We start from the raw sequence: 25,226 nt of genomic DNA, 5'->3' as shown, positions 1-25,226 counted from the left end.
AGAGAGGCCCGCGATGGACTTCAGTCTCTTCTACTTCGCCGACGGCAGCGGCGGCGGCAGCGGTGCCGGCCGCTACGACCTGCTGCTCGACGGCGCCCGCTACGCCGACACGCACGGCTTCTCGGCCGTGTGGACGCCGGAACGCCACTTCCACTCCTTCGGGGGGCTCTACCCCAACCCGTCGGTGACCGGCGCCGCCGTCGCCACCGTCACCGAGCGGATCGGCATCCGGGCGGGCAGCGTGGTCGCCCCGCTGCACCACCCGGTGCGCATCGCCGAGGAGTGGTCGGTCGTCGACAACCTCTCCGGCGGCCGGGTCGGCCTGTCGCTGGCGTCCGGCTGGAACGCGGTCGACTTCGCGCTGCGCCCCGAGGGGTACGCGGGCCGCAAGACCGCCGTCATCGAGGCCGTGGAGCAGGTGCGCGCCCTGTGGCGGGGCGAGCCGCTCACCGTCACCGACGGCGCCGGCAACCCGGCCGAGGTGCGGGTCTTCCCGCAGCCCGTCCAGCCCGAGCTGCCGGTCTGGGTGACCAGCGCGGGAGGCCCGGAGACCTTCCGGGCGGCGGGCGCGGCCGGCGCCGGCGTGCTGACCCACCTGCTGGGCCAGGACGTCGACCAGCTCGCCGAGAAGATCGCCCTGTACCGCAAGGCGCTCGCCGACCGTCCCGGCAACGACGGATGGCCCGGTCATGTCGCGCTGATGCTGCACACCTACCTGGGCGAGGACCCGGATCGGGTGAAGGAGACGGTCCGCGAACCCTTCACCGCGTACCTCAAGAGCTCCTTCGGCCTCATCGCCCGCTCCGCCGGGAGCATCCTGTCCGGGTTCGACCCCGACAAGCTGCGCGAGTCCGACATCGACTTCCTGGTGCGCCGCTCCTTCGACGCGTACTACACCACCAGCGGCCTGTTCGGGACGGTGGAGCAGGCGGCGGCCGTCGTGGACCGGGCCCGTGCCGCGGGCGTCGACGAGCTGGCCTGCCTGATCGACTTCGGGGTGCGCAACGACCGGGTCCTCGCCGGCCTGGAGCACCTGAACGCGCTGCGCGAGGCCTCGGCCGGGGCCGCCCGGTGACAGCCGGCACGGCGACGGCGCAACGCGCGGCGCTCTTCCGGCGGGCGGCGGGCCGCTTCCCGACCGGGGTGACCGTGCTGACCACCCTGGCCGACGGCGAGCCGTACGGCATGACGGCCAACGCCTTCATGACGGTCTCCCTCGACCCGCTGCTGGTCGCCGTCGGCATCGGGCACCGCGCCCGGGCGCACGAACACGTCCTGCGCTCGGGCCGGTTCGCGGTGACGGTGCTCGCCGGCCACCAGGAGCCGGCCGCCCGCCGCTTCGCCGACCCGGCCCGCCCCGTGGGCGAGGCGGCGTTCGCCGCCGACGCCTGGACACGGGCCCCGGCCACCGGCTGCCCCGTCCTCACGGAGGGCGCCGCCTGGTTCGACTGCACGGTCCACGCCACCCACCCCACCGGCGACCACACCCTCGTCGTGGGCCGGGTCGAGGCCTTCGCCCCGCTGGACGCCGACCACCCCCTGATCTTCCTGAACAGCGACTTCACGGCCCCGGGCCCCGCCCTCACCGGCCCCGCACCCCTCGGAGCACGCCCATGACCACGACGACGTCCATCGCCTGGGACCCGCGCGACAGCCAGGGCCCGGCCCGGCCGGTCCCGGGGGCGGTGCGCGGCGGCACGCTGCGCATCCTGCGGGACGGCGACCACGACCACCTGGACCCGCAGCGCATCCAGACCCTCCAGGGCACCGCGCTCGGCCACCTCCTCTTCCGGACGCTGACGATGTTCGCCGAGGACGGCCGGGGCGGCTGGCGGCTGGTCGGCGACCTCGCCGACAACCCCGGGCGGGACGTCGACGGCGACGGCCGCACCTGGGAGTTCACCCTCAAGCCGGGCCTGCGCTTCGAGGACGGCCGCGAGATCAGCGCCGCGGACGTCGCCCACGGCATCGCCCGCTCCTTCGAGGAGGGCCTCGCCGGCGGCCCCCACCACCTCCAGGACTGGCTGCACGGCAACGGCCCGTACGCCGGCCCCTTCACGGACGGCACCGAGGAGGTCCCCGGCCTGGAGGTCCGCGACGCCCGCACCCTGGTGTTCCGCTTCCCCGAGCCGCGCCCCGACCTGCCGTTCGCCGCCGCCCTGGTGACGACCGTGCCGGTGCCGGCGGACGCCGACACCGGCGAGAGCTACGGCAAGGCGCCGCTCGCCTCCGGCCCGTACCGCATCGCCGGTCACGCCCCCGGCGACCGGCTGGTCCTGGAGCGCAACCCGCACTGGGACCCGGCCACGGACGCCGTGCGGCACGACCACCCGGACCGCGTCGAGATCGAACTCGGCGTCCCGTCCGGCGAGCAGAACCTGCGCGCCCGCGCCTCCGAGGGCGCCGACGCCTCCGCCGTCGCGGAGAACAACGCGCCGGAGGACGTGGCGCGGGTGCTCCTGGCGGACCCCGCCCTCGCGTCCCGGCTGCGCCGCGACCGCACCCCGCTCGTCTGGTACCTGGCGATCAACACGGAGCGGGTGACGGACGTCGAGGTCCGGCGGGAGATCGCCCGCGCGCTGGACGCGGAGGCCAAGGAGGCGGTCCGCGACGCGATGGCGGGCCGTACGCAGGGCGAGATCACCCACACGATCCTCTCCCCGGCCACCATCGGCCACCGCCCCTACCCCGACCCGCACGCGGGCGGCCCGCGCGGTCTGCCCGAGAGCTGGGACGGGCGCACGCTGCGCCTGCTCAGCCGGGACGGCGACTACTTCACCGCCGGGGCCCGGGTGATCAAGCGCTCGCTGGAGAAGGCGGGCTTCGCGGTGGAGCTGGTGGAGACCGAACGGTCGCGGCACAACGCCACGGTCCTCACCCGCGGCCACGGCTTCGACCTGTACCTGATGTGCCAGGCCGCCGACTGGCCCGGCGCCTCCACCCTGCTCACCGGCTTCGACGGCCGCTGCCTGCGCGCGACGGGCAACGCCGACTACACCTACCTCGACGACCCCGGGGTCAACGCCGAGATCGCCCGGATCTCCGCGCTCCCCGCCGACCGGGCGGCCGGCGAGTGGGCGGCCCTCGACGAGCGGCTGACGACCGACCACGTCCCGCTGGTGCCGGTGTTCTCCTACGTCTACCTGGGGGTCGCCGGGACCCGGGTGGGCGGCGTGTTCACCTCGTCCTTCCTCGGCACGCCCGTCTACTACGACGCCCACGTCGTCCCGGACCCGGAGGGCCCCGGCCGTGGCTGACCTGTCGACCCTCCACGAGCGGTTCGCCGCCTCGGCCGACGCGCACCCGGACCGGCCCGCGCTGGAGACCGGCGGCCGCGTCCTCACCTACGCGGCCCTGCGCCGCCTCGCCGACCGCACCGCGGCCCGCCTGTTCACCGCGCTCGACGGGCGGCGCCCCGCGCGGGTCGGCGTCCTCGCCAACCGCAGCGTCGCCGCGTACGCCTCCTACCTGGCCGCGCAGCGCCTGGGCGCGGCCGTCGTACCGCTCGGCCCGGAGGTCGCCCCGGCCCGGCTCGCCGCCGTCGGCCGCGCGGCGGCGCTGGACGCGGTGCTGGCGGAGCCGGAGGCGGTGGACCACGGGCGCTCGGCGGGCTTCGGGTGCCCCGTCCTGCCCTTCACCGAACCGGCCGACGGGGCCCCCGACGGCGCCCGCGCGGACGCCGGCGCCCCGGCCGCCCCGGAGCTCCCGCCGTACGAGGCCCGCCCGGACTCCGTCGCGTACATCGTCTTCACCTCGGGCTCCACCGGCACCCCCAAGGGCGTCCCGGTCCTCCAGCGCAACGCGGCCGCGATGCTGGACTACGCCGTCGACCGCTACGGCATCGGCCCCGACAGCCGCGTCTCGCAGACCTTCGACCTGACCTTCGACCCGACCGCGTGGGACATGTTCACCGCGTGGAGCGCCGGCGCCGCCCTCGTCGTCCCGGCCCGCGCCGAGCTGGTCCGTCCGGCCCGCTTCATCCGCCGCACCCGGATCACCCACTGGTTCTCGGTCCCGTCGGTGATCACCTACGCCCAGCGGCTGCGCGACCTCGTCCCCGACTCGCTGCCGGACCTGCGCTGGACCCTGTTCGGCGGCGAGCCGCTCACCCTGGCCCAGGCCGCCGCCTGGCGGGCCGCGGCCCCCGGCAGCGTGCTGGAGAACCTCTACGGGCCCACCGAGGTCACCGTCTCCTGCACCCAGCACCGCCTGCCCGCCGACCCCGCCGACTGGCCCGCCACCGCCAACGGCACGGTCCCCATCGGCACGCCCTACCCGCACCTGGACTTCCTGGTCCTGGACGCGGACGGCCGCCCCGCCGACGAGGGCGAACTGTGCGTGCGCGGCCCGCAGCGCTTCCCCGGCTACCTCGACCCCGCCGAGAACCCCGGCCGTTTCCTGCGCTTCGACGGCCGCCGGGCCACGGTGTACGAGGACCGCGAGCCGCCCGCCCCCGACCTCTACTACCGCACCGGGGACCGCGTCCGCCGCGGCCCCGACGGCGCGCTCCTGCACCTGGGCCGCCTCGACGACCAGGTCAAGATCCGCGGCCACCGCATCGAGCTCGGCGACGTGGAGGCCGCCCTGCGCACGGCCGACGGCGTCGAGGAGGCGGTGGTGGTGACGGTCCGGGCCGCCGAGGGCGCCGAGCCCACCCTGGAGGCCGCCTACACCGGCGCCCCGCGGGACCCCCTGGCCCTGCGCGCCCACCTCGCGGACCGCCTGCCGGCGTACATGCTGCCGCGCACGTTCACCCGCTTCGACGCCTTCCCCCTCAACCCCAACCGCAAGACCGACCGGCGCGCGGTCGCGGCACGCCTGGCCGCGCCCGGGGACTGAACGGCCGGATCCTGTCAGCCGAGGGCATACACACCGGGTCGGGGTTGCCATCCCCCGCCCCCTCTGAGGGAGGATGGCGGGATCCGTACGAAGGGAAAATCACGGTGAGCATCGACCCGTCCTCGATTCCGAACTTCGGGGGCCAGCCCGAGCCGCAGCCCCAGGGACCGGCGGGCCCCGTCGTTCCGGATCAGGACCTCGTGAAGCAGCTCCTCGACCAGATGGAGCTGAAGTACGTCGTCGACGACGAGGGCGACCTCGCGGCGCCGTGGGAGGAGTTCCGCACGTACTTCATGTTCCGCGGCGAGGGCGACCAGGCGGTCTACTCGGTGCGGACGTTCTACGACCGGCCCCACCAGATCGACGACAAGGCGCAGCTGCTGGAGTCCGTCGACGACTGGAACCGCCGCACCCTGTGGCCCAAGGTCTACACCCACACCCACGACGACGGCACCGTCCGCCTCATCGGCGAGGCGCAGATGCTGATCGGCGCCGGGGTGAACATCGAGCTCTTCGTCTCCTCGACGGTGAGCTGGGTCCGTGCCGCCATCGAGTTCGACAAGTGGCTCGTGGAGCAGCTGGGCCTCGAGAAGGAGGTCGACGACGCGGACCGGCCCGACGAGGGCGACGAAGCGTAACGCCCCGCCCCGCGGCGTGCCGGCGGGCACGGCCGGACACGCGCCGACCGCGTATCGGAGCCCGACCGGGCCGCGACCCCACGGTCGCCCGCCCCGGCCGGGCTCTCCCCGTCCCCGGCCCGTGGAGAACGCCGCCGGACGGGAGGCGACGGCGCGTCCGCCGGGTCCCGGGCGCCTTCGGCAGGACAGCCGTCGCGACGATCACTGGCGTGACGCGAGCGCGGTGCACGTCCACAGCCTGTGGAAAATCCGGCCGCACTCCCGCCCCACGCGCCGGCCCGCCCCCTTCCGGCCGCGACGGCCCGCGGGCACGGCCGGGGCTCCCACCGGGAGCAGCCCTCGACGCCGCTTCCCGGGCCGCCTCCACAGGCGAGCTGAAGGCGGGGGAACACCGCCTCCGAGCCGACCGGACCCCGGCCGCCGTCCGCGTCCCGGGCTCACCGGGACCCTTGTCCGCGAGGGTCCGCCGCACGGCTCGACGCCCACCGCGAGCCGATCCACCGGGCCGTGGGCGGGGGCGGACCCGCGGCCCGCGCGGTACGACGCGACCGCGTCGAACGCACCTGGCCGTGACGTGCGTGACGGCCAGGACCTGGTCCAGGACCGTGGTGGGGTGGACCACGTGGCCGTCACGCCCGGCGGCTCCTACGCCCTGAGCGCCTTCAGCCGTCCGACGGCCTCCTCCAGCACGTCCGTCCGCTTGCAGAACGCGAACCGCACGAACGGGGCACCCGCCTCGCGGTGGTCGTAGAACACGGCGTTCGGGATGGCGACCACGCCCGCGCGTTCCGGCAGGGAGCGGCAGAAGGCGAAGCCGTCGCTCTCGCCGAGGGGCCGGATGTCCGTGGTGACGAAGTACGTGCCGGCCGGCCGGAAGACGCCGAAGCCCGCCTCCGCCAGGCCCGCCGCCAGCAGGTCCCGCTTGGCCCGCAGGTCCGCGCGGAAGGCGTCGAAGTGGGCGTCGGGCAGGGCGAGCGCCTCGGCGACCGCGTACTGGAACGGGCCGGACGCGACGTACGTCAGGTACTGCTTCGCCGACCGCACCGCCGTGACCAGCGCGGGCGCCGCCGTCACCCAGCCGACCTTCCAGCCGGTGAAGGAGAACGTCTTGCCGGCGCTGCCGATCGTGACCGTCCGCTCCCGCATGCCGGGAAGGGTCGCCAGCGGCACGTGCTCGGCCCCGTCGAAGACCAGGTGCTCGTACACCTCGTCGGTCACGACCAGCAGGTCCCGCTCCACCGCCAGTTCGGCGATCGCGGTCAGCTCGGCACGGGTGAGGACCGCGCCGGTCGGGTTGTGCGGGGTGTTGATCAGCAGCAGCCGGGTGCGGTCGGTGACCGCGTCCCGCAGCTCGTCCAGGTCGAGCCGGAACCGGCCCTGCTCGAGGTCCGGGCGCAGGGTCACCGGCACGCGGGTGCCGCCCGCCATCGCGATGCAGGCCGCGTACGAGTCGTAGTACGGCTCCAGCGCGACCACCTCGTCACCGGGCTCCAGCAGCGCCAGCAGCGACGCCGCGATGGCCTCCGTGGCGCCCGCGGTGACCAGGACCTCCGTGTCCGGGTCGAACGACAGGCCGTAGCGGCGGCGCTGGTGCTCCGCGACCGCCGTGCGCAGCTCGGGGACGCCCGGCCCCGGCGGGTACTGGTTGCCGCGTCCGTCCCGCAGCGCCCGCACGGCCGCCTCCCGGATCTCCTCGGGCCCGTCCGTGTCGGGGAAGCCCTGCCCGAGGTTGATGGCTCCGGTCCGCACCGCCAGGGCGGACATCTCGGCGAAGATCGTCGTCCCGAACGCGGCGAGACGGCGGTTGAGGAAGGGGCGCGCGGTGGAGGTCATGCCGGCCATCCTGCGCCGAAGCTCTGGAGTTCCTCAACTCTGCTTTGGCCCGTGCGGCGGGCGGGCATCCCCCGGTCACGCGCCGGCCGTCCGGTGCGCGAGGCGCCCACGGGGGGCCGCTTCGGGGGATTCGGAAGGAGGGTGACGCCATGGTCTTCGGCATCATCCTGGCGGTGCTCGCGATCCTGTTCGTGGGGGTGCTCGTCAAGGCCGCCGCGCGCGAGAACGGGACCTCGTCCCGCCGGCGGACCCACGGCGCCGGCCGGTCGGGCGGTTCGAGCAGGCGGCACGGCGACAGCGGCGGAGGCAGCAGCGGGGGCAGCTGGTGGGCCGGCGGCGGGGACACCGGCTCGTCGTCCTGCGGCTCGTCCTCGGGCGGACACTCCTGCGGGGGCGGCGGCTCGTCGTGCGGCGGCGGCTCGTCCTGCGGGGGAGGAGGCGGCGGATGCGGCGGAGGCAGCTGACACGGGGCAGCTGAGCTCCCCCAGGGGAAGCCGCATCCGGACCGCGGGGCCCGCCCCTGACCAGGGCGCCCCGCGGTCGCACCCCCGCACGGGCACCGGGGCGCGCCGGGGTGCGCGGGGGCGCGCCGGAACCACACGGTGCACGCCGCGGTTGAACAGTTGAACTGTGCAGCCCTCTGAGGGATGGAAACCCCACGAAGTTGGGTAAAAACGCTGTGGCGGTACCACCGTTCATGATTCCCTCTAAACCAGCCAACGCAGCCCCTCGGACCCCCCGGGACGTCCCGCGCGGACGTCCTCCCCAGACCGGGCCGGCCGGGGCCGACCCCCCGGTGTCGGCCGGGGTGCGCCGGACCTTTCCTCTTTTTGCGTTCTAGCGGAGCCGAGTCATGCTCACGACCCTGACCACCTCCTACACCGACACGCGTGCGGCCGACCTCGCCTGGGCCCTGGGGCGCGAGCCGCTGCCCGCCCTGGCCACGCTCGACCTCGAACTGTCCGGTGCGAAGCTCCAGTTGCGACTTCTCGGCGCGTCGCACCAGGTCCTGCTGGAGGAGGACCGGGGGTCCTGTTCGGAGACGGTCGCGTGCATCCCCGGCAGCAGCACCCCGCTCCCGCTCGGCGTGGCCAAGCGGATCGGCGACTGGGAGTACGAGTTCGCCGCCCACGTCGAGGTCCTGACGCCCGGTCAGTTCGCGGGCCGGGCCCAGGAGCTGCTGGCCCTGGTCTCGGAACACCCCCACGGTCTCGCCGGCGTCTTCCCCGGCAGTCCGCATGCCTTCACCGCCCTCCTCGCCCAGCGCCACGAGGGCCACGTGCACTGGCGGACCTGGCACGCGTACCCGCAGGACGGGCAGCTGGTGGCGACGCGGACCAGGGTGGGGACGCGGGGCCCGGCGAAGTGACCCGGCCGAGGGGCCCCGGGTGGCGCCCGCGTAAACCCGCGGCACCCGGCAGAACCGGTGTTCCACACGTGTGGGTGACAGGGCGTGCCGCACTCGTGACGTAACGTCGCAGTCGTGATCGAGTCGCACGCCCCCGCCCCGCCCGGTGTCCCACCCCTCGGGCGCGGCCCCGCGCGGCTCCCCGTCCGGCCGGGCACCGGGCGACTGCTCGTCCTCGCGTGCGTGTTCGTCTGCGCGGCCTGCGGTCTGGTGTACGAACTCGAACTGGTCGCGCTGGCCTCGTACTTGATGGGCGACTCGGTCACCCAGGCCTCCGTCGTGCTGTCCGTCATGGTCTTCGCGATGGGCATCGGCTCGCTCGCCGCCAAACGGCTGCGCCGCCTCGCCGCGGCCGGCTTCGCCGCGGTCGAGGTGACCCTCGCCCTGGTCGGCGGGTGCAGCGCACCGGCGCTGTACGCGGCGTTCGCCTGGACGGGCGACTGGGGCGGCCTGTGGGCGGACGGCCCCCGCATCCTGCTGGTCGCCTTCTCCCTCGCCATCGGCCTGCTCATCGGAGCCGAGGTCCCCCTGCTGATGGAGCTGATCCAGCGCGTGCGCCGCCAGGACGCGGGCGGAGCCGTCGCCGACCTGTTCGCCGCGGACTACGTCGGCGCACTCGTCGGCGGCCTGGCCTTCCCCTTCCTCCTGCTGCCCTTCCTCGGCCAGCTGACCAGCTCCCTGCTGACCGGCGCGGTCAACGTGCTCGCCGGAGGCGCCCTGGTCCTCGGCCTGTTCCGCCGCGACCTCACCCGCCGCGCCCGCCGGCTCCTGCCCGCCGCCACCGTCACCGCGCTCGCCCTCCTCGCCACCGCCGCCACCCTCGTCGACGACTTCGAGCAGTCCGCCCGCCACGCCCTGTACGGCGCCGACGTCCGGGTCGCCCTGCACACCGGCGTCCAGGAGGTCGTCCTCACCGGCGGCACCCACGGCCGCCCCCTCGGCCTCTACCTCGACGGCCGGCTGCGCGCCGGCGGCCAGGACGAGCGCCGCTACCACGAGGCGCTGGTGCGGCCCGCGATGACGGGCCCCCACGCCCGGGTGCTGATCCTCGGCGGCGGTGACGGACTGGCCGCGCGCGAGGTCCTCCGGCACCCCGACGCCCGCCGGGTGGACGTCGTCGACCCCGACCCGGGCCTGATCCGCCTGGCCCGCACCGACCCGCCCCTCTCCCGGCTCAACGGCCACGCCTACGACGACCCCCGCGTCCACGCCACCGCCGCCGACGCCTTCCGCCTCCTGCGCGGCACCCGGCCCGGCACCTACGACGTGGTGATCGGCGACCTCCCCGACCCCGGCATCACGGCGAGCACCAAGCTGTACTCCCAGGAGTTCTACGGCCTGGCCCGCCGCGCCCTGCGCCCCGGCGGCCGGCTCGTCGTCCACGCCGGACCGGTCGCCTCCCGGCCCCGCGTCTTCTGGACGGTCGAGACGACCATGCGCGCGGCGGGCCTGCGGACGACCCCGTACCGGGTCGGAGGCCGGCACACCGGCGTCACCGCGAGCCCCGCCCGCGCCGAGGACACCGCCCACGCCCTCGGCGACTGGGGCTTCGTCCTCGCCGGGGCGGCGACCCGGCCGCCCCCGCCCCGGGGCCACGGCGAACGGCCGCCGGGGGCGCCCGCGCCGGGGGTGCGGGCGTCCACGCTGGTGCATCCGCGCTACTGAGGGCGCGCGGGCGGGGCAGGGTACGCCCGGGGGGCGCCGGGGCGGTGCGAATCACGGTTTCGACGGGTGCTTTCCGGCACGCCGTGGGTAGGCTCCGCTGCTATGGAGCATGAGGTGTGCGTTCCGGTTCCCGTCGAGCGGTTGCGGGCGGCCCTCGCCGATCCCGCGCAGGTGGCCCGGGCGGTCCCGGGACTCCAGCAGGACGCCGGCAGCGAGCCCGTCGCGGGCCGGCTGCGGGTGCGCGCCGGCGGCCACACCATCACCTACCGGGGCGCCCTGAAGGTCACCGCCCGCGAGGACGGCACGTACGCCGTTGAGGGCGAGGCGACCGAGGCCCGCGGGACGGGCGCGGTCAAGCTCGCGCTCACCGTCCGGCTCGAGGAGGCCGACGGCGGCACGACGCTCCGCTTCGAGGGCACGGCGTCGGCGGACGGCCGGATCACGGACCTCCCGGCGGAGGCGGTGACCGGGGTGGCCGTACGCCTGCTGAACCGTTTCTCGGAGCGCCTGGGCACGGGGGCGGGCGCGGGGGCCGGAACGGCGGCGGGGACGGGAGCGGGAGCCGGAGCCGGCACTCCGGCCGGGGCGACTCCGGGGGAGACGGCCCCGGAGGAGAAGGACGCGGAGAAGGCGGCCGCGGACGAGGCTGCCCCGGACGCCGTACGACAGACGCCGGAGCCCGCCGGCGAGCCGTCGGCCGTCTCCGAGACCGAGGTCCCGCCGCCGGGCCTCGACGAACTCGGCGACTTCGACGAGATCGACGGCGTGGACGACCTGGACGACCTGGACGGCGTCGACGGCCCGGACGACGCGGAGGACCTGGACGACCTGGACGGCGTCGACGAGGGCGAGCCCCCCGCCGAGGCGGCGCACGCGCGCCGCACGATGATCGGGCGCAGCGCGGAGGAGGTCGACCACGCGCCGCCGCGCGGCCGGTACGCGCCGGTCCCGGCCCCGCAGACGGCCGTCCCGCACAGCACCCTGCGCTGGGCCGGCCCGGCGGCCGCGCTGGTGGTGGCGTCGGCGATCGTGGTGGGCCGGGCGCTGCGCCGCCGGCGATGAGCCGGGTGCCCTCTTGATCGCCTGGGTAGGGTCGTCCCGTGAGCGACGAAGACATCACGCTGACCGCGGGTGACGCGGAGGTGACCGTGCAGCCCGGCAACGGCGGCCGGATCGGAGGGCTGCGCGTCGGCGGTACGGAGCTGCTGCGACAGGGGGAACGGTTCGGCTGCTTCCCGATGGTCCCCTGGTGCGGGCGGATCCGCGACGGCCGCTTCCGGGACGGCGCGACCGTCCACCAGATGCCGCTGAACGCCGCGCCCCACGCCATCCACGGCACCGTCCGCGACGGCGCCTGGCGGGTCGCGCGCGTGACGGCGGACGAGGCCGTCCTGACGTACGACCTCGTCGAGCCCTGGCCCTACCCCGGCCGGGTCACCCAGATCGTCTCGCTGGCCGAGGACGCCCTCACGCTCACCATGGGCGTGGAGACGCACGGCTCGTCGTTCCCGGCCCAGATCGGCTGGCACCCCTGGTTCAACCGCACCCTCGGCGGCGGCCGGGAGGTGGAGATCGCCTTCGACCCGGCCTGGCAGGAGGAGCGCGGCGAGGACCACCTGCCGACCGGCAACCGCGTCGAGCCGAGGCCCGGACCGTGGGACGACTGCTTCGGCATGCCCGGCGGGGTGTCCGTGGCGCTGACCTGGCCCGGGCAGCTGCGGGTCGAGGTGACCAGTCCGCAGGAGTGGGTCGTGGTCTACGACGAGCAGGAGGCCGCCGTGTGCGTGGAGCCGCAGACCGGCCCGCCCGACGGCCTGAACACCCTCCCGCGCCTGGTCACGCCGCTGGAGCCGCTGGAAGCCGGTACGACCTGGCGGTGGACCCGCCTCTAAGCTGAGGGGCATGACGGACACACGCGGCGCGCTGCTGCAGCAGATCAAGGACAAGGCCGTGGTGCACGGCAAGGTGACCCTGTCGTCGGGTCTGGAGGCGGACTACTACGTCGACCTCCGCCGGATCACCCTCGACGGCGAGGCCGCCCCGCTGGTCGGACAGGTGCTGCTGGACCTGACCGCCGAGCTGGACTTCGACGCGGTGGGCGGCCTGACCATGGGCGCCGACCCGGTCGCGGCCGCGATGCTGCACGCCGCCGCCGCGCGGGGCCGCAGGCTGGACGCCTTCGTCGTGCGGAAGGCGGCGAAGGCGCACGGGCTGCAGCGCCGCGTCGAGGGCCCGGAGATCAAGGGCCGGCGGGTGCTGGTGGTCGAGGACACCTCCACCACCGGCGGTTCGCCGCTGACCGCCGTGGAGGCGGTGCGGGAGGCGGGCGCCGAGGTCGTGGCCGTCGCGACGATCGTGGACCGGGCGACCGGCGCCGCGGAGAAGATCCAGGAGGGTGCGGGGGTGCCGTACCTGTTCGCCTTCTCGAAGGATGAACTGGGTCTGGACTGACGGCCCGCCGTGATCTGGACTTGTCCGGCGCGACGACCGTCCCCGTGCTGGGCGTCGACCATCCGCGCACCTCTGGAAAGATGGGGCCGACGATGACGTCGCACCCCAGGTCTAGGTCAGGGCCGTAATCACGCAGTACGCCAACCCGCACACTCAAGGAGCGGACGAATGCCCATCGCAACCCCCGAGGCCTACAACGAGATGCTCGACCGGGCGAAGGCAGGCAAGTTCGCCTACCCGGCCATCAACGTCACCTCGACCCAGACCCTGCACGCGGCTCTGCGCGGCTTCGCGGAGGCGGAGAGCGACGGCATCATCCAGATCTCGACCGGTGGTGCCGAGTTCCTGGGCGGCCAGTACAGCAAGGACATGGTGTCGGGCGCGGTCGCCCTCGCCGAGTTCGCGCACATCGTCGCCGAGAAGTACCCCGTCACGGTCGCCCTGCACACGGACCACTGCCCGAAGGACAAGCTCGACGGGTACGTCCGTCCGCTGCTCGCGGTCTCCGAGGAGCGCGTGAAGGCCGGCGGCAACCCGCTGTTCCAGTCGCACATGTGGGACGGCTCCGCCGAGACCCTCGCCGACAACCTGGAGATCGCGCAGGAGCTGCTCGCCCGCGCCGCCGCCGCGAAGATCGTCCTCGAGGTCGAGATCACCCCGACCGGCGGCGAGGAGGACGGCGTCTCCCACGAGATCAACGACTCCCTCTACACCACCGTCGAGGACGCCATCCGCACGGCCGAGGCCCTCGGTCTCGGCGAGAAGGGCCGCTACCTGCTGGCCGCCTCCTTCGGCAACGTCCACGGCGTGTACAAGCCGGGCAACGTGGTCCTGCGTCCCGACCTGCTCAAGGAGCTGAACGACGGCGTGGCCGCGAAGTACGGCAAGCCGGCGGGCTCGCAGCCGTTCGACTTCGTCTTCCACGGCGGCTCCGGCTCCACCGAGGAGGAGATCGCGACCGCGCTGGAGAACGGCGTCGTCAAGATGAACCTCGACACGGACACGCAGTACGCCTTCACGCGTCCCGTCGCCGACCACATGTTCAAGAACTACGACGGCGTCCTCAAGGTCGACGGCGAGGTCGGCTCCAAGAAGACCTACGACCCGCGGACCTGGGGCAAGCTGGCCGAGGCGGGCATGGCCGCGCGCGTCGTCGAGGCCACGCGGAACCTGCGGTCGGCCGGTACGAGGATCAAGTAGCCCCTTCGCGGAGGCCGCGGGCGCGGCCTCCGCACGGGACCGCTCCCGGCGGGCCCGGTGCCCCGGCACCGGGCCCGCCGTTCGCGCGGCACGCGCCGGACCGCCCCGCGGCCGCCGTACCCGCGCGCATCCTCCAGACTGGATCCATGTCCATTCACGAGAACCTCCTCGGGGGTCCGCCCCCGACCCACCTCCCCGACGACCCGGAGCCCCGGGAGCTCCTGGCGACGGGTACGGCGCCCGCCGACGTCGCCGCCAAGTACCCGACCTCCTCGCTCGCCTGGGCCCAGCTCGCCGACGACGCGTTCGAGCGCGGCAGCGTCGTGGAGTCCTACGCGTACGCCCGTACGGGCTACCACCGTGGTCTGGACGCCCTGCGCCGCAACGGCTGGAAGGGCCACGGCCCGGTCCCCTGGGAGCACGAGGCGAACCGCGGCTTCCTGCGCGCCCTGCACGCTCTCGCCCGCGCCGCGCGGTCCATCGGCGAGCAGGAGGAGTACGAGCGCTGCTCGCAGTTCCTCGAGGACTCCTCGCCGACGGCGGCCCGGACGCTGGGCTAGCGGCCGGCCGGTCGTGACGACGAGGCCCGCCCGGTGCGACCGGGCGGGCCTTGCACTTTCGGGCGACGATTGCGGAGGATGCCCGTGGGGACCGGGGCCCCCGTGTCGGTAACGGCAGGGGCGGACCGCTACCCGGAGTACACAACAGGAGACAGCGATGTCCCATGAGGCTCAGGACGCTCACGAGCCCGAGACCCCGCATCTCGACTTCGCCGGCACGACGCCGTACGAGGACTACGTCAAGGCGGACGTGCTCACCCACCTCCAGCAGACCCTGTCCGACGATCCCGGAGAGATGGTCTTCCTGGTCACGACCCAGGTGATGGAGCTGTGGTTCACGGTCGTCGTGCACGAGTGGGAGACGGCCGCGCAGGCCCTGCGCGAGGACCGGGTGCCGGTGGCGATCGCCGCGCTGAAGCGCTCGGTGCGGGAGCTGGAGGCGCTGAACGCCTCCTGGAAGCCGCTCGGCCAGCTCACCCCGGCCCAGTTCAACGCCTACCGCTCCGCCCTCGGTGAGGGCTCCGGCTTCCAGTCGGCGATGTACCGGCGGATGGAGTTCCTGCTCGGCGAGAAGTCCGCGTCCATGCTGGTCCCGCACCGGGGCGCGCCGCGGGTCCACGCCGAGCTGGAGAAGGCGCTGCACGAGCCGAGCCTGTACGACGAGGTGCTGCGGCTGCTGGCCCGGCGCGGGCACGCGGTCCCCGCGTCCGTCCTGCGGCGGGACGTCTCGCGGCGCTACGAGCCGTCGCCGGAGGTGGAGGCGGTGTGGACCGCGCTCTACTCGGGTGACGAGAGCGACGAACTCGCCCGTCTCGGCGAGGCGTTGACCGATGTCGCGGAGCTGGTGTGGCGCTGGCGCAACGACCACCTCGTCGCCACCCGCCGCGCGATGGGCGCGAAGACGGGCACGGGCGGCTCGGCCGGGGTGGCCTGGCTGGAGAAGCGCGCGCGCAACAACGTGTTCCCGGAGCTGTGGACGGCGAGGTCCCATGTCTGACCTCGCCTTCAAGGCCCGCGAGCTGGACCTCGGCGACCCGCTCGCACAGCGGCGCGCCGCGTTCGTCCTCGACGAGGCGGTCTACCTCGACGGCAACTCGCTGGGCGCGCTCCCGGCCGCCGTTCCCGGCCGGGTCGAGGACGTCGTCCGCCGCCAGTGGGGCGAGCTGCGCATCCGCTCCTGGGAGGAGAGCGGCTGGTGGACGGCGCCCGAGCGGATCGGCGACCGGATCGCCCCGCTGGTGGGCGCGGACGCCGGCCAGATCGTCGTCGGCGACTCCACCAGCGTCAACGTCTTCAAGGCGCTGGTGGGCGCGGTGCGGCTGGCGGGGGAGGGCCGGGACGAGATCCTCGTCGACGCGACCACCTTCCCGACGGACGGGTACATCGCCGAGTCGGCGGCCCGGCTGACCGGCCGCACCCTGCGGCCCGTGCCGCCGGACCGGGTGCCGGCGGCCCTGTCGGACCGTACGGCCGCGGTGCTGCTGAACCACGTCGACTACCGCACCGGGCGGCTGCACGACCTGCCGTCGCTCACGGCCGCCGTGCACGCGGCGGGCGCCGTCGCCGTCTGGGACCTGTGCCACAGCGCGGGCGCCCTGCCGGTGGGCCTCGACGAGCACGGCGTGGACCTCGCGGTCGGCTGCACCTACAAGTACCTGAACGGCGGCCCCGGTTCACCGGCGTACCTGTACGTGCGCCGCGGCCTCCAGGACCGTTTCGACTCCCCGCTGCCCGGCTGGAACTCGCACGCCGAGCCCTTCGGGATGCGGCCCGCCTACGAGCCGGCCCCGGGCGCCCTGCGGGGGCGCGTCGGCACCCCGGACATCCTGTCCATGCTCGCCCTGGAGGCGGCGCTCGACGTCTGGGAGGGCGTGCCGGTCGAGGCCGTCCGCGCCAAGTCCCTGGCCCTGACGGACTTCTTCCTGGAGTGCGTCGCGGAGTACGTCCCCGAGGGCCGGGTCGAGTCGCTCACCCCGGTGGCCCACGAGGAGCGCGGCAGCCAGGTGGCGCTGCGCTGTGACGACGCGGGGAAGGTCATGAGGCGCCTGATCGAGCGCGGTGTCGTCGGCGACTTCCGCCACCCGGACGTCCTGCGCTTCGGCTTCACCCCGCTGTACGTCGGGTTCGCGGACGTGGAACGGGCGGCTCGGGTCCTCGGGGAGGTGCTGCGGGGCACGGCGGCCTCCGGCTGACCGGGGCGGACGCCGCCGACCGGTGCGGCCGCCGGCGGCGGTGCGTGCGGCGGCGGTGCGTGCGGCGGTGGCGGTGCGTGCGGCGGCGGTGCGTGCGGCGGTGGGGTGCGTGCGGCGGTGGGGGAGCCGCCGCACGGGCCCGTCCCGTGCGTCCGACGGGACGCGGGGTGCCGGGCCGGGCCGGGCACGACGGCCTCCTCGGGACGGACCGGGGGGACGGCGGGCGGCCCCGGTGGCGCGTGCGGGGGCGTCCCGTCCGCACTCGGGGGCGCTCCCGACGGGCGCGTCGACGGCGTGACGGAACCACGGAACCGTCCCGCCCTCACCGAGCGTGAACATCCCCGTGTCGGCGCACGTCACGGGCCTGGTACCGTCCCCGCCAACGGCCGAGTCCCCATCCGGGCCCCCACACCCGTGCCGTCCCCAACGCGTTTCGTCGCTGAGAGGTTGGAGCATGCCGGACGACGTCGTCGCAGCCCGGGCCGCAGCCGAGGAGGAGTCGGCCTTCTCGCACCCGGCGGTCGACCCCGACGCCACCGCCGCGTACGGCGACCACCCCGACCAGGTGATCGACTTCTACGCGCCGCGCGGGCCCGGGGGAACGGCGGGGGCGGCCGGCCCGGGCGACCCGGCGCCGCTGGTCGTCGTCCTGCACGGAGGCGCCTGGCGGGCGCCGTACGACCGGCGGCACATCACGCCGTTCGCCGCCTTCCTGGCGCGGCGGGGGTTCGCCGTGGCCAACGTGGAGTACCGGCGGGGCGTCCGGGACGGGTCCTCGGGGCCGTCCCCGGCCGCGGGCCGCTGGCCCGACACCTTCGACGACGTCGCCGCCGCGCTGGACGCCCTCCCGGCCCTCGCCCGCGCGGCCCTGCCGCAGGCCGACCAGCGCCGCACGGTGCTCACCGGCCACTCGGCCGGCGGCCACCTCGCCCTGTGGGCCGCGGCCCGGCACGTGCTGCCCGCCGACGCGCCCTGGCGCACCGGCGGCCCCGCCGATCTGCGGGGCGTGGTCGCGCTCGCTCCGATCGCGGACTTCGAGGTCGCCGAGAAGCTGGACGTCTGCGGGGGCGCGGCCCGCCAGCTCCTCGGCGGCGAGGAGCACTTCACCGAGCGTCGGCCGTACGCCGACCCCGCGCTCCTGCTGCCGACCGGGATCGCCACGACCCTGGTCCAGGGCCGGACCGACCCGGTCGTCCCGCAGGCGGTGGCCGACGCGTACGCGGACGCGGCGGCGAGGGCGGGCGAGGTGGTGGGCCTGACGCTGCTGGAGGACGTCGGCCACTTCCCCCTGATCGACCCGGCGGCGGACGCGTGCGCGGTGGCGGCGGAGGAGATCGCGCAGCTGGCGTGGTGAGGGGTGCGGGGGCCGTGCCCGGTCATACCCGTAGTACCTGAGAGCCACGTGCGAGGACAGCTCTGCGGCGGGACGCGAGCGACGACCGCTGATCCGTAACTTCCTTGCCGACGACGCCCGAAGACCGGGCGGACCGGCAGGGGAGGGACGGGGCGATGGGGGTCGGCGCGGGGCAGGACCGTCGGGTACGGCGACGCCGTGGGGACGCGGACGGACGGGGCCGCGGGGGGTGCCGGCTCTCCCTCCGCCGAGCGGTCCGCGCCCTTCTCGCCGTCCTCCTCACCGCCGCCGTGGCCGTTCCGCTGACGGCCGCGGCCCGGCCCGCCGTCCCGGCCCCGCCGCCGGCCGAGATCCCGCCCGTGACGGCGACGACGCTGGAGCGGGCGTACGCGGCGAACCGGGCCAACGCCGAGCTGGCGTCCCGGATGGCCGCCGCCCATGGGGACGCCCACCGCGCGACGGCGGACCGCGCGCTCGCGGCGCCCTCCCGCGGACTCCTCACCTTCGACGGCCGCGGAGCCGGACGCGTGACGGAGGTCCTCGGCGACCTCGCGCACGCCGACCGCGTCGCGGTCCTCGTCCCCGGCTCCGACACCTCGCTGGACACCTACGAGCGCTTCCGCACGGACGCAGCGTCCCTGTACCGACGGGTCGACGGGCAGGCCCCCGCCGGCGGTTCCGGCGCGGTGGTCGCCTGGCTCGGCTACACCACCCCGGGCACGGTCAGCGCCACGGCCGTCACCACGGACCGCGCCGACGGAGCGGCCCCGGCCCTGCGGGAGTTCCTGCACGGGCTGCGCGCCCTCACCGGCCGTCCGGACGCCCGGATCACCGTGCTGTGCCACTCCTACGGCTCGGTGGTGTGCGGGCGCGCCGCGGCCGGCCTGGACGTGGACGACCTGGTCCTGCTCGGCAGCCCGGGCACGGGCGCGGACTCGGTCACGGACCTGCGCACCCGCGCGCGGGTCTGGGCGGCCCGGGGCGGCGACGACTGGGTCGCCGAGGTGCCGCACGTCGGCGTCGACCTGTTCGGCACGACGGTCGGCTTCGGCGCCGACCCGGTCTCCGCCTCCTTCGGCGCCCGGGTCTTCACCGCCGGCGACGCCGGCCACAGCGACTACTACCGCCCGGGTTCGGTCTCCCTGACCAACCTCAGCCGGATCGTCCTGGGCGAGACCGGGGAGGTCACCCGTGCGTAAGAGGTCCCTCGCCGCGGCCGGGGACCGGGCCGGCCGGCCGGTCCCGGAGCGGGCCGCCCGCCCCCGGGCAGCGGCCGCACCGGGCACCACGGCAGGCGTCGTACGCCGGACGGTCCGCGCCCTGGACGACGCGACCCCCGTCCACCGGGACCGGGCGGTGGACGCCCTCAGGGCCTGCGCGATCCTCGGCGTCGTCCTCGGCCACTGGCTGGTCACGGCCCTGGTCGCGGACGGGGGGACGCTCCGCACGGCGAGCCCCCTGGCGCACATGACCTGGCTCGCGCCCGTGTCCTGGGCGTTCCAGACGCTCGCGGTGTTCTTCATGGTGGGCGGGCACGTGGCGACGAGGAGCCACGCCTCGGCCCGCGCACGGGGCGACGGGTACACCACGTGGCTCCGGGGACGTCTGTCCCGGCTGTTCGGGCCCGTGGCGGCCCTCCTCGCCCTGTGGACGGCGGCCGCGCTCTGTCTCCTGCTCGGCGGCGCCTCGTTCGTCACCGTGCACACGCTGGTGAAGCTGGCGCTGTCCCCCCTGTGGTTCCTGCTGGTGTACGCGGCGCTGACGGCGGCGACGCCCTGGCTGGCCCGCGTCAACCCGCTGTGGCCGCTGGCCGTCGTCCTGCACGTGGACCTGGTCCGCTTCGGCCTGGGCGGCCCCTCCTGGCTGGGCTGGGTGAACCTGGCGGCCGGCTGGCTGGTGCCGTACGGCCTGGGCGCGGCCTGGACCCGGGGCGAGCTGGAGCGTCCGCGCGCGGGTGGGGTGCTGTTCACCGGCGGCGCGGTGGCGACGGCGGCGCTGGTGGCGTGGGCGGGTTACCCGGCGTCGATGGTGGGCGTGCCCGGCGAGACCGTCTCGAACCTCGACCCGCCGACGCTGGCGGCCGTCACCTTCGGCGTGGCCCAGTGCGGTGCGGCCCTGCTGCTGCGTGACCGTCTGCGCGCGGCGATGCGCCGTCCGCTCGCCTGGGCGGCGGTGGCGCTGGTGAACCTCTCCGCGATGACGGTCTTCCTCTGGCACCAGACGGCGCTGATGGCGACCACCGCGACGGGCCTGGTGGCGGGCCGCCTGCCGGGCCTGCACACGGTGCCCGACGGGCTGGACTGGGTCGCGGCCCGGCTGCTCTGGCTGCCGGTGTTCGCGGCGGTGCTGGCGGTGTGCTGGACGGCGTTCCACTCGTACGAGCGGGCGGCCGGCGGGTCCGGCGGCCGCGGGTCGCGGGTGGTCCGGGTCCACCACCGTTCCGGGCGGACGGAAGCCGAGGCGGCGCGCGATGCCTAGGGTGGGGCCCGTGAACGGCGAGGAGAGCAGCACACCGTCCGCGAGCGCCGCGCCCCCGCCGCGGGACGCCGCGCGGGACGCCTTACCGCCGGGTTCCGTACCGCGGGACGCCTTGCCGCGGGGTCCCGTACCGCCGGGTTCCGTACTGCGGGATGCCGCACCGCCGGATCCCGTGCCGCCGGGCCGGCCGTCGTCGGATCCCGCGCCTCCTCGTCCCGGCCCTCTGCAGCGGCTCCGCGCGGTCCTCGGCGGGGCCTCCCCCCGGAAGGCCCCGCGCCGGCGCGTTCTGCGCTGGCTGCGGGTGCCGGGCTACGCGGTCCTGTGCTGGATCGCTCTCGGGATCGCGTTGGCCGGCACGGAGCAGATGGGCCGTTACGACCTCGGCACCGAACTGGCCGTGCTGACGGGGTTCGCGCAGGGCGCGGCCGTCGTGCTCGCCCTGTGGCGGCCGGTCCCCGCGTGGACGTTGTCCCTGGCCGGGACCGTCGTCGCCGCGGTGGCCGCCCGACCGGCCCTGCAGGGCCACCCGCTTCCGGGGCCGAACTGGCCCTGGCCCACCGCCGCGGTCCTCGCGCACGCGCTCGTGCTGCTGACCGTCGCGCTCCGCGTGCGCGGCCGGCTGTCCCTGGCGGCGCTGGGCGGCACGGCGTTCACGACCTGGGTGGTCCAGGGCCTGATCGGCGGGGCGACCTACACCTCGACGGGGATGGCGGCGGTCGCGATCTTCGGGGCGGTCGTCCTGGTCGGCACGGCCTTCCGCGGCCTGGGCGAGGCCCGTACCCAACTCGTCGAGCAGGAGACCCTCACCGCCGAGGAGCGTGCCCGCCGCACGGTGCTGGAGGAACGCAACCGCATCGCGCGCGAGCTGCACGACGTGGTCGCCCACCACATGTCGGTGATCTCCATCCAGGCCCAGGTGGCGCCCCACCTGGTGGACGACCCGTCCGAGGAGCTCAAGGAGAACCTCGCCGGCATCCGGGAGAACGCGCTGGAGGCGCTCGCCGAACTGCGCCGGGTCCTCGGCGTGCTGCGCTCCGAGAACCCCGAGGACCCCTACGGCCTCGGCGCGGCCGGCAGCGGCACCGCCCCGGACACCCCCCAGCCCACCCTGGACCGCCTCGACGCCCTCATCGACAACACCCGTGCCGCCGGGCTGCACGTCGTCGCCGAGGTCCGCGGCGAGGCCCCCGGGTATCCGCCGGGCGTGCAGCTGTCGGCGTACCGGATCGTGCAGGAGGCCCTCAGCAACGCCCTGCGGCACGCGCCGGGTTCGCAGGTGCGCGTCGGCATCACCCACGCCGCGCACGGTGTGCACCTGGAGGTCGCCAACTCCCGTCCGCGGGGGCCCGTGAGGGCGTCCCCGGGCGCGGGTCACGGCCTGCTGGGCATGCGCGAGCGGGCCGCGATGCTGGGCGGGCACGTCACCGCGCACCCGACGCTGCACGGCGGCTTCATGGTCTCGGCGTTCCTGCCGAAGGACGGCGTCGCGGCCCCGCCCGACCAGGACCCCGGAACCCCCGAGGGACTCGAGCTGGTCTTCCCGGACGACCCGCCCCCGGCGGCGGGCACGGCCCCGGGAGCCGGACTCCCGGGGAGAGGGAGCGAGCCGCCGAGGACGAAGACGGGCGACGCCTCGCCCACGACCGACGAAGGAACCCGATGACGAGCGGCACCATCCGCGTACTGATCGCCGACGACCAGCAGATGGTCCGGCAGGGCTTCACCGTGCTGCTCAACGCCCACCCGGGCATCGAGGTGGTCGGGCAGGCCGTCGACGGCCTCGACGCCGTCGCCCGGGTCGCCGAGCTGTCCCCGGACGTCGTCCTGATGGACATCCGCATGCCCGAGCTCGGCGGCATCGAGGCCACCCGCCGCATCACCACCGCGACCCCGCACATCAAGGTCCTCGTCCTCACCACCTTCGACCTCGACGAGTACGTGTACGAGGCGCTGCGCGCCGGGGCGTCCGGGTTCCTGCTGAAGGACGCCTCCGCCGACCAGCTCGCGGAGGCGGTCCGGGTGGTGGCCGCCGGCGACGCCCTGCTCGCGCCCGGCATCACCCGCAAGCTGATCGCCGAGTTCTCCCGTCTGAACGGCACGCCCCGCGCCCCGCTGAAGGAACGCGTCGGCGACCTCACCGAACGCGAGACGGAGGTCCTCACGCTCATCGCGCAGGGCCTGTCGAACGCGGAGATCGCCCGGCACCTCGTGGTCGCCGAGCAGACCGTGAAGACGCACGTGGGCCGCATCCTGGTGAAGCTGGGCCTCAGGGACCGCACCCAGGCGGCGGTGTTCGCGTACGAGTCGGGACTGGTCAGACCGTCCGGGTACTGACCGGGGCCGGCCGGTCCCGTCCTGCCCCGGAGGGCGGCGTCCGGTGACCCGTAGTACTTGAGACGGACGCCGAGGAACCCCTCTCACTGGTGACGACCGCGACCCCCGCCGCCGCCTACCGTTTCGAACGTGACCGAGGAGACGACGCAGACGCACATGACGCCCCCGGACGACCCGCACGGCGCCTACCGGCCGCGCAGCCCGGAGTTCCGGGCGGCCATGGACGCCCTGCGCGGGCTGCGCGAGGACCTGTTCCACGACGCCTTCGCCTACCGCCCGCTGGCCCGCCGGGAGCCCGCCGGCCCCCTGACCCGCCGGCTGACGGGCCGCAAGCGGGAGTTCGCGGCCTGGCGGTCGCACGCGCTGGTCGGCGCGGCCGGCGTGATCGCGCTGGCGACCGCCTGGTCACGCGACGGCGGTGACGCCAGGGGCGTCGTCTGCGGCCTGCTCGCCCTCGCGCCGGTGCTGCTGACGCTGGTCCGCCCGGTCGGCGCGTTCTGGCTGTCGCTCGCGTCGACCACGGTCGTCGCCGCGGTAGGCCCGGAGGAGTGGGAGAACTGGCCGTGGCTGCCCGGCAGTTTCGTCTCCCACCTGACGGTGCTGGTGGTCGTCGCCGTGCGCACCCGGCCGCGGACGGCGGCCTGGATGTGGCTGCTGACCGCCGCCTACGGCTTCGTCGCGGAGAGCGCCTTCAGCTGGGGCCACTACAGCAACGACGTCGGCACGATGCTGGTCCTCTCCGCGCTGGCCCTGCTCGCCGTGACCGTCTGGCACATACGTCGGCAGGCCCAGCAGGAGGTGACGGCTCAGCAGACGGTGACCGAGCACGAGCGCTCCCGGCGCACCCTGCTGGAGGAGCGCACCACCATCGCCCGCGAGCTGCACGACGTGGTCGCCCACCACATGTCGGTGGTCGCCATCCAGGCCGAGGCCGCGCCCTACCGGGTGGAGAACCCGCCGCCGGAGCTGGAGAAGGCGTTCGTCACGATCCGGGAGAACGCGGTGGCGGCCCTGACGGAGCTGCGCCGGGTGCTGGGCGTGGTCCGCGCCGAGGACTACGAGGCCCCGGACACCCCGCAGCCCACCCTGGCCGAGCTGGACTCCCTGCTGGCCAATGTGCGGGAGGCCGGCCTGGAGGTGGAGAAGGCGGTGACCGGCGCGGTGCGCGAGCTCCCGCAGGGGGTGGAGCTGTCGGCGTACCGGATCGTGCAGGAGGCGCTGAGCAACACCCTGCGGCACGCCCCCGGGGCGAGCGCCCGTGTCGAGATCGGCTACGTCCTGGGAGGACTGGGCCTGCGCGTGGTCAACGGCCCGCCGCCCCACCCCGCCCTGCTGAAGCCCTCGCCCGGCGCCGGGCACGGCATCACCGGCATGCGGGAACGGGTGACCATGCTGAACGGCGAGATGACGGCGGACGCGACGCCGGACGGCGGTTACGAGGTGACGGTCTTCCTGCCGGTGGCGCCGTCCTCCGCGGGTGAGGGTGGAGCATGACGATCCGGGTACTGATCGCGGACGACCAGATGATGGTCCGCGAGGGCTTCTCCGTCCTGCTCAACGCGATGCCGGACATCGAGGTCGTCGGCGAGGCGGTCAACGGGCGGGAAGCGGTGCGGCGCGTCCGGGAGCTGTCCCCGGACGTCGTCCTGATGGACATCCGCATGCCCGAGCTGAACGGCATCGAGGCGACGCGGGAGATCGTCGCCTCGGACGGCACGGCCAAGGTGCTGGTGCTGACCACCTTCGACCTCGACGAGTACGTGTACCAGGCGCTGCGCGCGGGAGCGTCGGGCTTCCTGCTGAAGGACGCCTCGGCCCGCCGGCTGGCGGAGGGCGTCCGCGTGGTGGCCTCCGGCGAGGCCCTGCTCGCGCCCTCCGTCACCAAGCGCCTGATCACCGAGTTCTCGAAGCTGGCCGGGGCCCCGCGCCCCCTGCCCTCGGCGCAGGCGGCGTACGGCGGTCTGACCGAGCGGGAGACGGAGGTGCTGGTCCTCATCGCGCAGGGCCTGTCGAACGCGGAGATCGCCGAGCGCCTCGTGGTGGCCGAGTCGACGATCAAGACGCACGTCAGCCGCATCCTGGTGAAACTCGGCCTCCGGGACCGCACCCAGGCAGCGGTGTTCGCCTACGAGGCCCGCCTGGTGACGCCGGGTTAGGCCGCCTCCGCCGGACGGATCAGCACCGGCCCCTCGCGCTCGCGCGTCCGGTCGCCGACGGCCACGGTGCGGACGTCCCCCCTGGTCAGGACGGGGAGCGACGGTCTAACGTCCGTGC

23 protein-coding genes are annotated in these 25,226 nt (G+C 75.2%); 22 read left to right on the top strand and 1 reads right to left on the bottom strand.

The window, feature by feature from the left end; genetic code table 11:
• The first annotated feature begins 13 nt into the window (after nucleotides 1-13).
• The 5 genes from ACH4F6_RS21960 (at nucleotide 14) to ACH4F6_RS21940 (ending at nucleotide 5,477) form a co-directional block, all read left to right on the top strand.
• A complete protein-coding gene (locus tag ACH4F6_RS21960) occupies nucleotides 14-1,075 on the top strand; it encodes a MupA/Atu3671 family FMN-dependent luciferase-like monooxygenase (RefSeq protein WP_397961960.1) in 1,062 nt (353 codons plus the stop codon).
• Entirely contained in the window at nucleotides 1,072-1,617 is a 546-nt protein-coding gene (locus tag ACH4F6_RS21955) for a flavin reductase family protein (protein WP_397961959.1), read from the top strand. The genes ACH4F6_RS21960 and ACH4F6_RS21955 overlap by 4 nt, the downstream gene beginning before the upstream one ends.
• Nucleotides 1,614-3,257 carry an ABC transporter substrate-binding protein gene (locus ACH4F6_RS21950; protein ID WP_397961958.1) on the top strand — a complete coding sequence of 548 codons (1,644 nt, stop codon included), beginning with the start codon at nucleotides 1,614-1,616 and terminating at the stop codon, nucleotides 3,255-3,257. Before ACH4F6_RS21955 ends, ACH4F6_RS21950 begins: the two co-directional genes overlap by 4 nt.
• Nucleotides 3,250-4,839, top strand: coding sequence for an amino acid adenylation domain-containing protein (locus ACH4F6_RS21945; RefSeq protein WP_397961957.1), 1,590 nt, complete (start codon nucleotides 3,250-3,252; stop codon nucleotides 4,837-4,839). Before ACH4F6_RS21950 ends, ACH4F6_RS21945 begins: the two co-directional genes overlap by 8 nt.
• Nucleotides 4,840-4,943: 104 nt before the next feature.
• Nucleotides 4,944-5,477: a YbjN domain-containing protein gene (locus ACH4F6_RS21940; protein ID WP_397961956.1), complete on the top strand. Its 534-nt coding sequence runs from the start codon at nucleotides 4,944-4,946 to the stop codon at nucleotides 5,475-5,477.
• Nucleotides 5,478-6,122: 645 nt separating this feature from the next.
• On the opposite strand, the gene ACH4F6_RS21935 is transcribed toward ACH4F6_RS21940, so the two are convergent.
• The gene (locus ACH4F6_RS21935; RefSeq protein WP_397961955.1) at nucleotides 6,123-7,319 is read right to left on the bottom strand and encodes a pyridoxal phosphate-dependent aminotransferase; all 1,197 of its coding nucleotides are present in this window, start codon (nucleotides 7,317-7,319) and stop codon (nucleotides 6,123-6,125) included.
• A 140-nt stretch (nucleotides 7,320-7,459) separates the two neighbouring features.
• On the opposite strand from ACH4F6_RS21935, the gene ACH4F6_RS21930 reads away from it, so the two are divergent.
• The 17 genes from ACH4F6_RS21930 to ACH4F6_RS21850 all read left to right on the top strand — a co-directional run bounded on the left by ACH4F6_RS21930 (nucleotide 7,460) and on the right by ACH4F6_RS21850 (nucleotide 25,108).
• The gene (locus tag ACH4F6_RS21930) at nucleotides 7,460-7,774 is read left to right on the top strand and encodes a hypothetical protein (RefSeq protein ID WP_397961954.1); all 315 of its coding nucleotides are present in this window, start codon (nucleotides 7,460-7,462) and stop codon (nucleotides 7,772-7,774) included.
• A gap of 389 nt (nucleotides 7,775-8,163) precedes the next feature.
• Nucleotides 8,164-8,679 (top strand): DUF2617 family protein, encoded by a 516-nt coding sequence (locus ACH4F6_RS21925; RefSeq protein WP_397961953.1) that lies wholly within the window; start codon nucleotides 8,164-8,166, stop codon nucleotides 8,677-8,679.
• 114 nt (nucleotides 8,680-8,793) lie between these two features.
• Nucleotides 8,794-10,383 carry a polyamine aminopropyltransferase gene (locus tag ACH4F6_RS21920; protein ID WP_397961951.1) on the top strand — a complete coding sequence of 530 codons (1,590 nt, stop codon included), beginning with the start codon at nucleotides 8,794-8,796 and terminating at the stop codon, nucleotides 10,381-10,383.
• Nucleotides 10,384-10,485: 102 nt separating this feature from the next.
• Nucleotides 10,486-11,445 carry an SRPBCC family protein gene (locus ACH4F6_RS21915; RefSeq protein ID WP_397961950.1) on the top strand — a complete coding sequence of 320 codons (960 nt, stop codon included), beginning with the start codon at nucleotides 10,486-10,488 and terminating at the stop codon, nucleotides 11,443-11,445.
• Nucleotides 11,446-11,483: 38 nt separating this feature from the next.
• Complete coding sequence (locus ACH4F6_RS21910) at nucleotides 11,484-12,275, top strand: aldose 1-epimerase (RefSeq protein ID WP_397961949.1); 792 nt, start codon at nucleotides 11,484-11,486, stop codon at nucleotides 12,273-12,275.
• 10 nt (nucleotides 12,276-12,285) lie between these two features.
• The gene (gene pyrE, locus ACH4F6_RS21905) at nucleotides 12,286-12,834 is read left to right on the top strand and encodes an orotate phosphoribosyltransferase (protein WP_397961948.1); all 549 of its coding nucleotides are present in this window, start codon (nucleotides 12,286-12,288) and stop codon (nucleotides 12,832-12,834) included.
• A gap of 168 nt (nucleotides 12,835-13,002) precedes the next feature.
• Nucleotides 13,003-14,034, top strand: coding sequence for a class II fructose-bisphosphate aldolase (fbaA, locus tag ACH4F6_RS21900; protein WP_397961947.1), 1,032 nt, complete (start codon nucleotides 13,003-13,005; stop codon nucleotides 14,032-14,034).
• 146 nt (nucleotides 14,035-14,180) lie between these two features.
• The gene (locus ACH4F6_RS21895) at nucleotides 14,181-14,594 is read left to right on the top strand and encodes a DUF3151 domain-containing protein (RefSeq protein ID WP_397961946.1); all 414 of its coding nucleotides are present in this window, start codon (nucleotides 14,181-14,183) and stop codon (nucleotides 14,592-14,594) included.
• A gap of 157 nt (nucleotides 14,595-14,751) precedes the next feature.
• On the top strand, nucleotides 14,752-15,591 hold the full coding sequence (locus ACH4F6_RS21890) for a tryptophan 2,3-dioxygenase family protein (RefSeq protein ID WP_397961945.1): 840 nt from the start codon (nucleotides 14,752-14,754) through the stop codon (nucleotides 15,589-15,591).
• Entirely contained in the window at nucleotides 15,584-16,786 is a 1,203-nt protein-coding gene (gene kynU, locus ACH4F6_RS21885; RefSeq protein WP_397961944.1) for a kynureninase, read from the top strand. Before ACH4F6_RS21890 ends, kynU begins: the two co-directional genes overlap by 8 nt.
• 454 nt (nucleotides 16,787-17,240) lie before the next feature.
• The gene (locus tag ACH4F6_RS21880) at nucleotides 17,241-18,140 is read left to right on the top strand and encodes an alpha/beta hydrolase (RefSeq protein ID WP_397961943.1); all 900 of its coding nucleotides are present in this window, start codon (nucleotides 17,241-17,243) and stop codon (nucleotides 18,138-18,140) included.
• Between the two features lie 155 nt (nucleotides 18,141-18,295).
• Entirely contained in the window at nucleotides 18,296-19,339 is a 1,044-nt protein-coding gene (locus ACH4F6_RS21875) for an alpha/beta hydrolase (RefSeq protein WP_397961942.1), read from the top strand.
• Nucleotides 19,332-20,618 (top strand): acyltransferase, encoded by a 1,287-nt coding sequence (locus tag ACH4F6_RS21870; protein ID WP_397961941.1) that lies wholly within the window; start codon nucleotides 19,332-19,334, stop codon nucleotides 20,616-20,618. The genes ACH4F6_RS21875 and ACH4F6_RS21870 overlap by 8 nt, the downstream gene beginning before the upstream one ends.
• Before the next feature lie 223 nt (nucleotides 20,619-20,841).
• Complete coding sequence (locus ACH4F6_RS21865; protein WP_397962149.1) at nucleotides 20,842-22,281, top strand: sensor histidine kinase; 1,440 nt, start codon at nucleotides 20,842-20,844, stop codon at nucleotides 22,279-22,281.
• Nucleotides 22,278-22,952 carry a response regulator gene (locus ACH4F6_RS21860; protein WP_397961940.1) on the top strand — a complete coding sequence of 225 codons (675 nt, stop codon included), beginning with the start codon at nucleotides 22,278-22,280 and terminating at the stop codon, nucleotides 22,950-22,952. Before ACH4F6_RS21865 ends, ACH4F6_RS21860 begins: the two co-directional genes overlap by 4 nt.
• A gap of 156 nt (nucleotides 22,953-23,108) precedes the next feature.
• Nucleotides 23,109-24,446: a sensor histidine kinase gene (locus ACH4F6_RS21855; protein WP_397962148.1), complete on the top strand. Its 1,338-nt coding sequence runs from the start codon at nucleotides 23,109-23,111 to the stop codon at nucleotides 24,444-24,446.
• Nucleotides 24,443-25,108, top strand: a complete 666-nt coding sequence (locus ACH4F6_RS21850) for a response regulator (RefSeq protein WP_397961939.1) — start codon at nucleotides 24,443-24,445, stop codon at nucleotides 25,106-25,108. Before ACH4F6_RS21855 ends, ACH4F6_RS21850 begins: the two co-directional genes overlap by 4 nt.
• Nucleotides 25,109-25,226 lie beyond the last annotated feature (118 nt).

This window comes from Streptomyces sp. NPDC017936 (genome assembly GCF_044328485.1).
Classification (GTDB): Bacteria; Actinomycetota; Actinomycetes; order Streptomycetales; family Streptomycetaceae; genus Streptomyces.
Note: the sequence above shows the minus strand (reverse complement) of the source record. Positions and strands in the feature narration are given on the sequence as shown.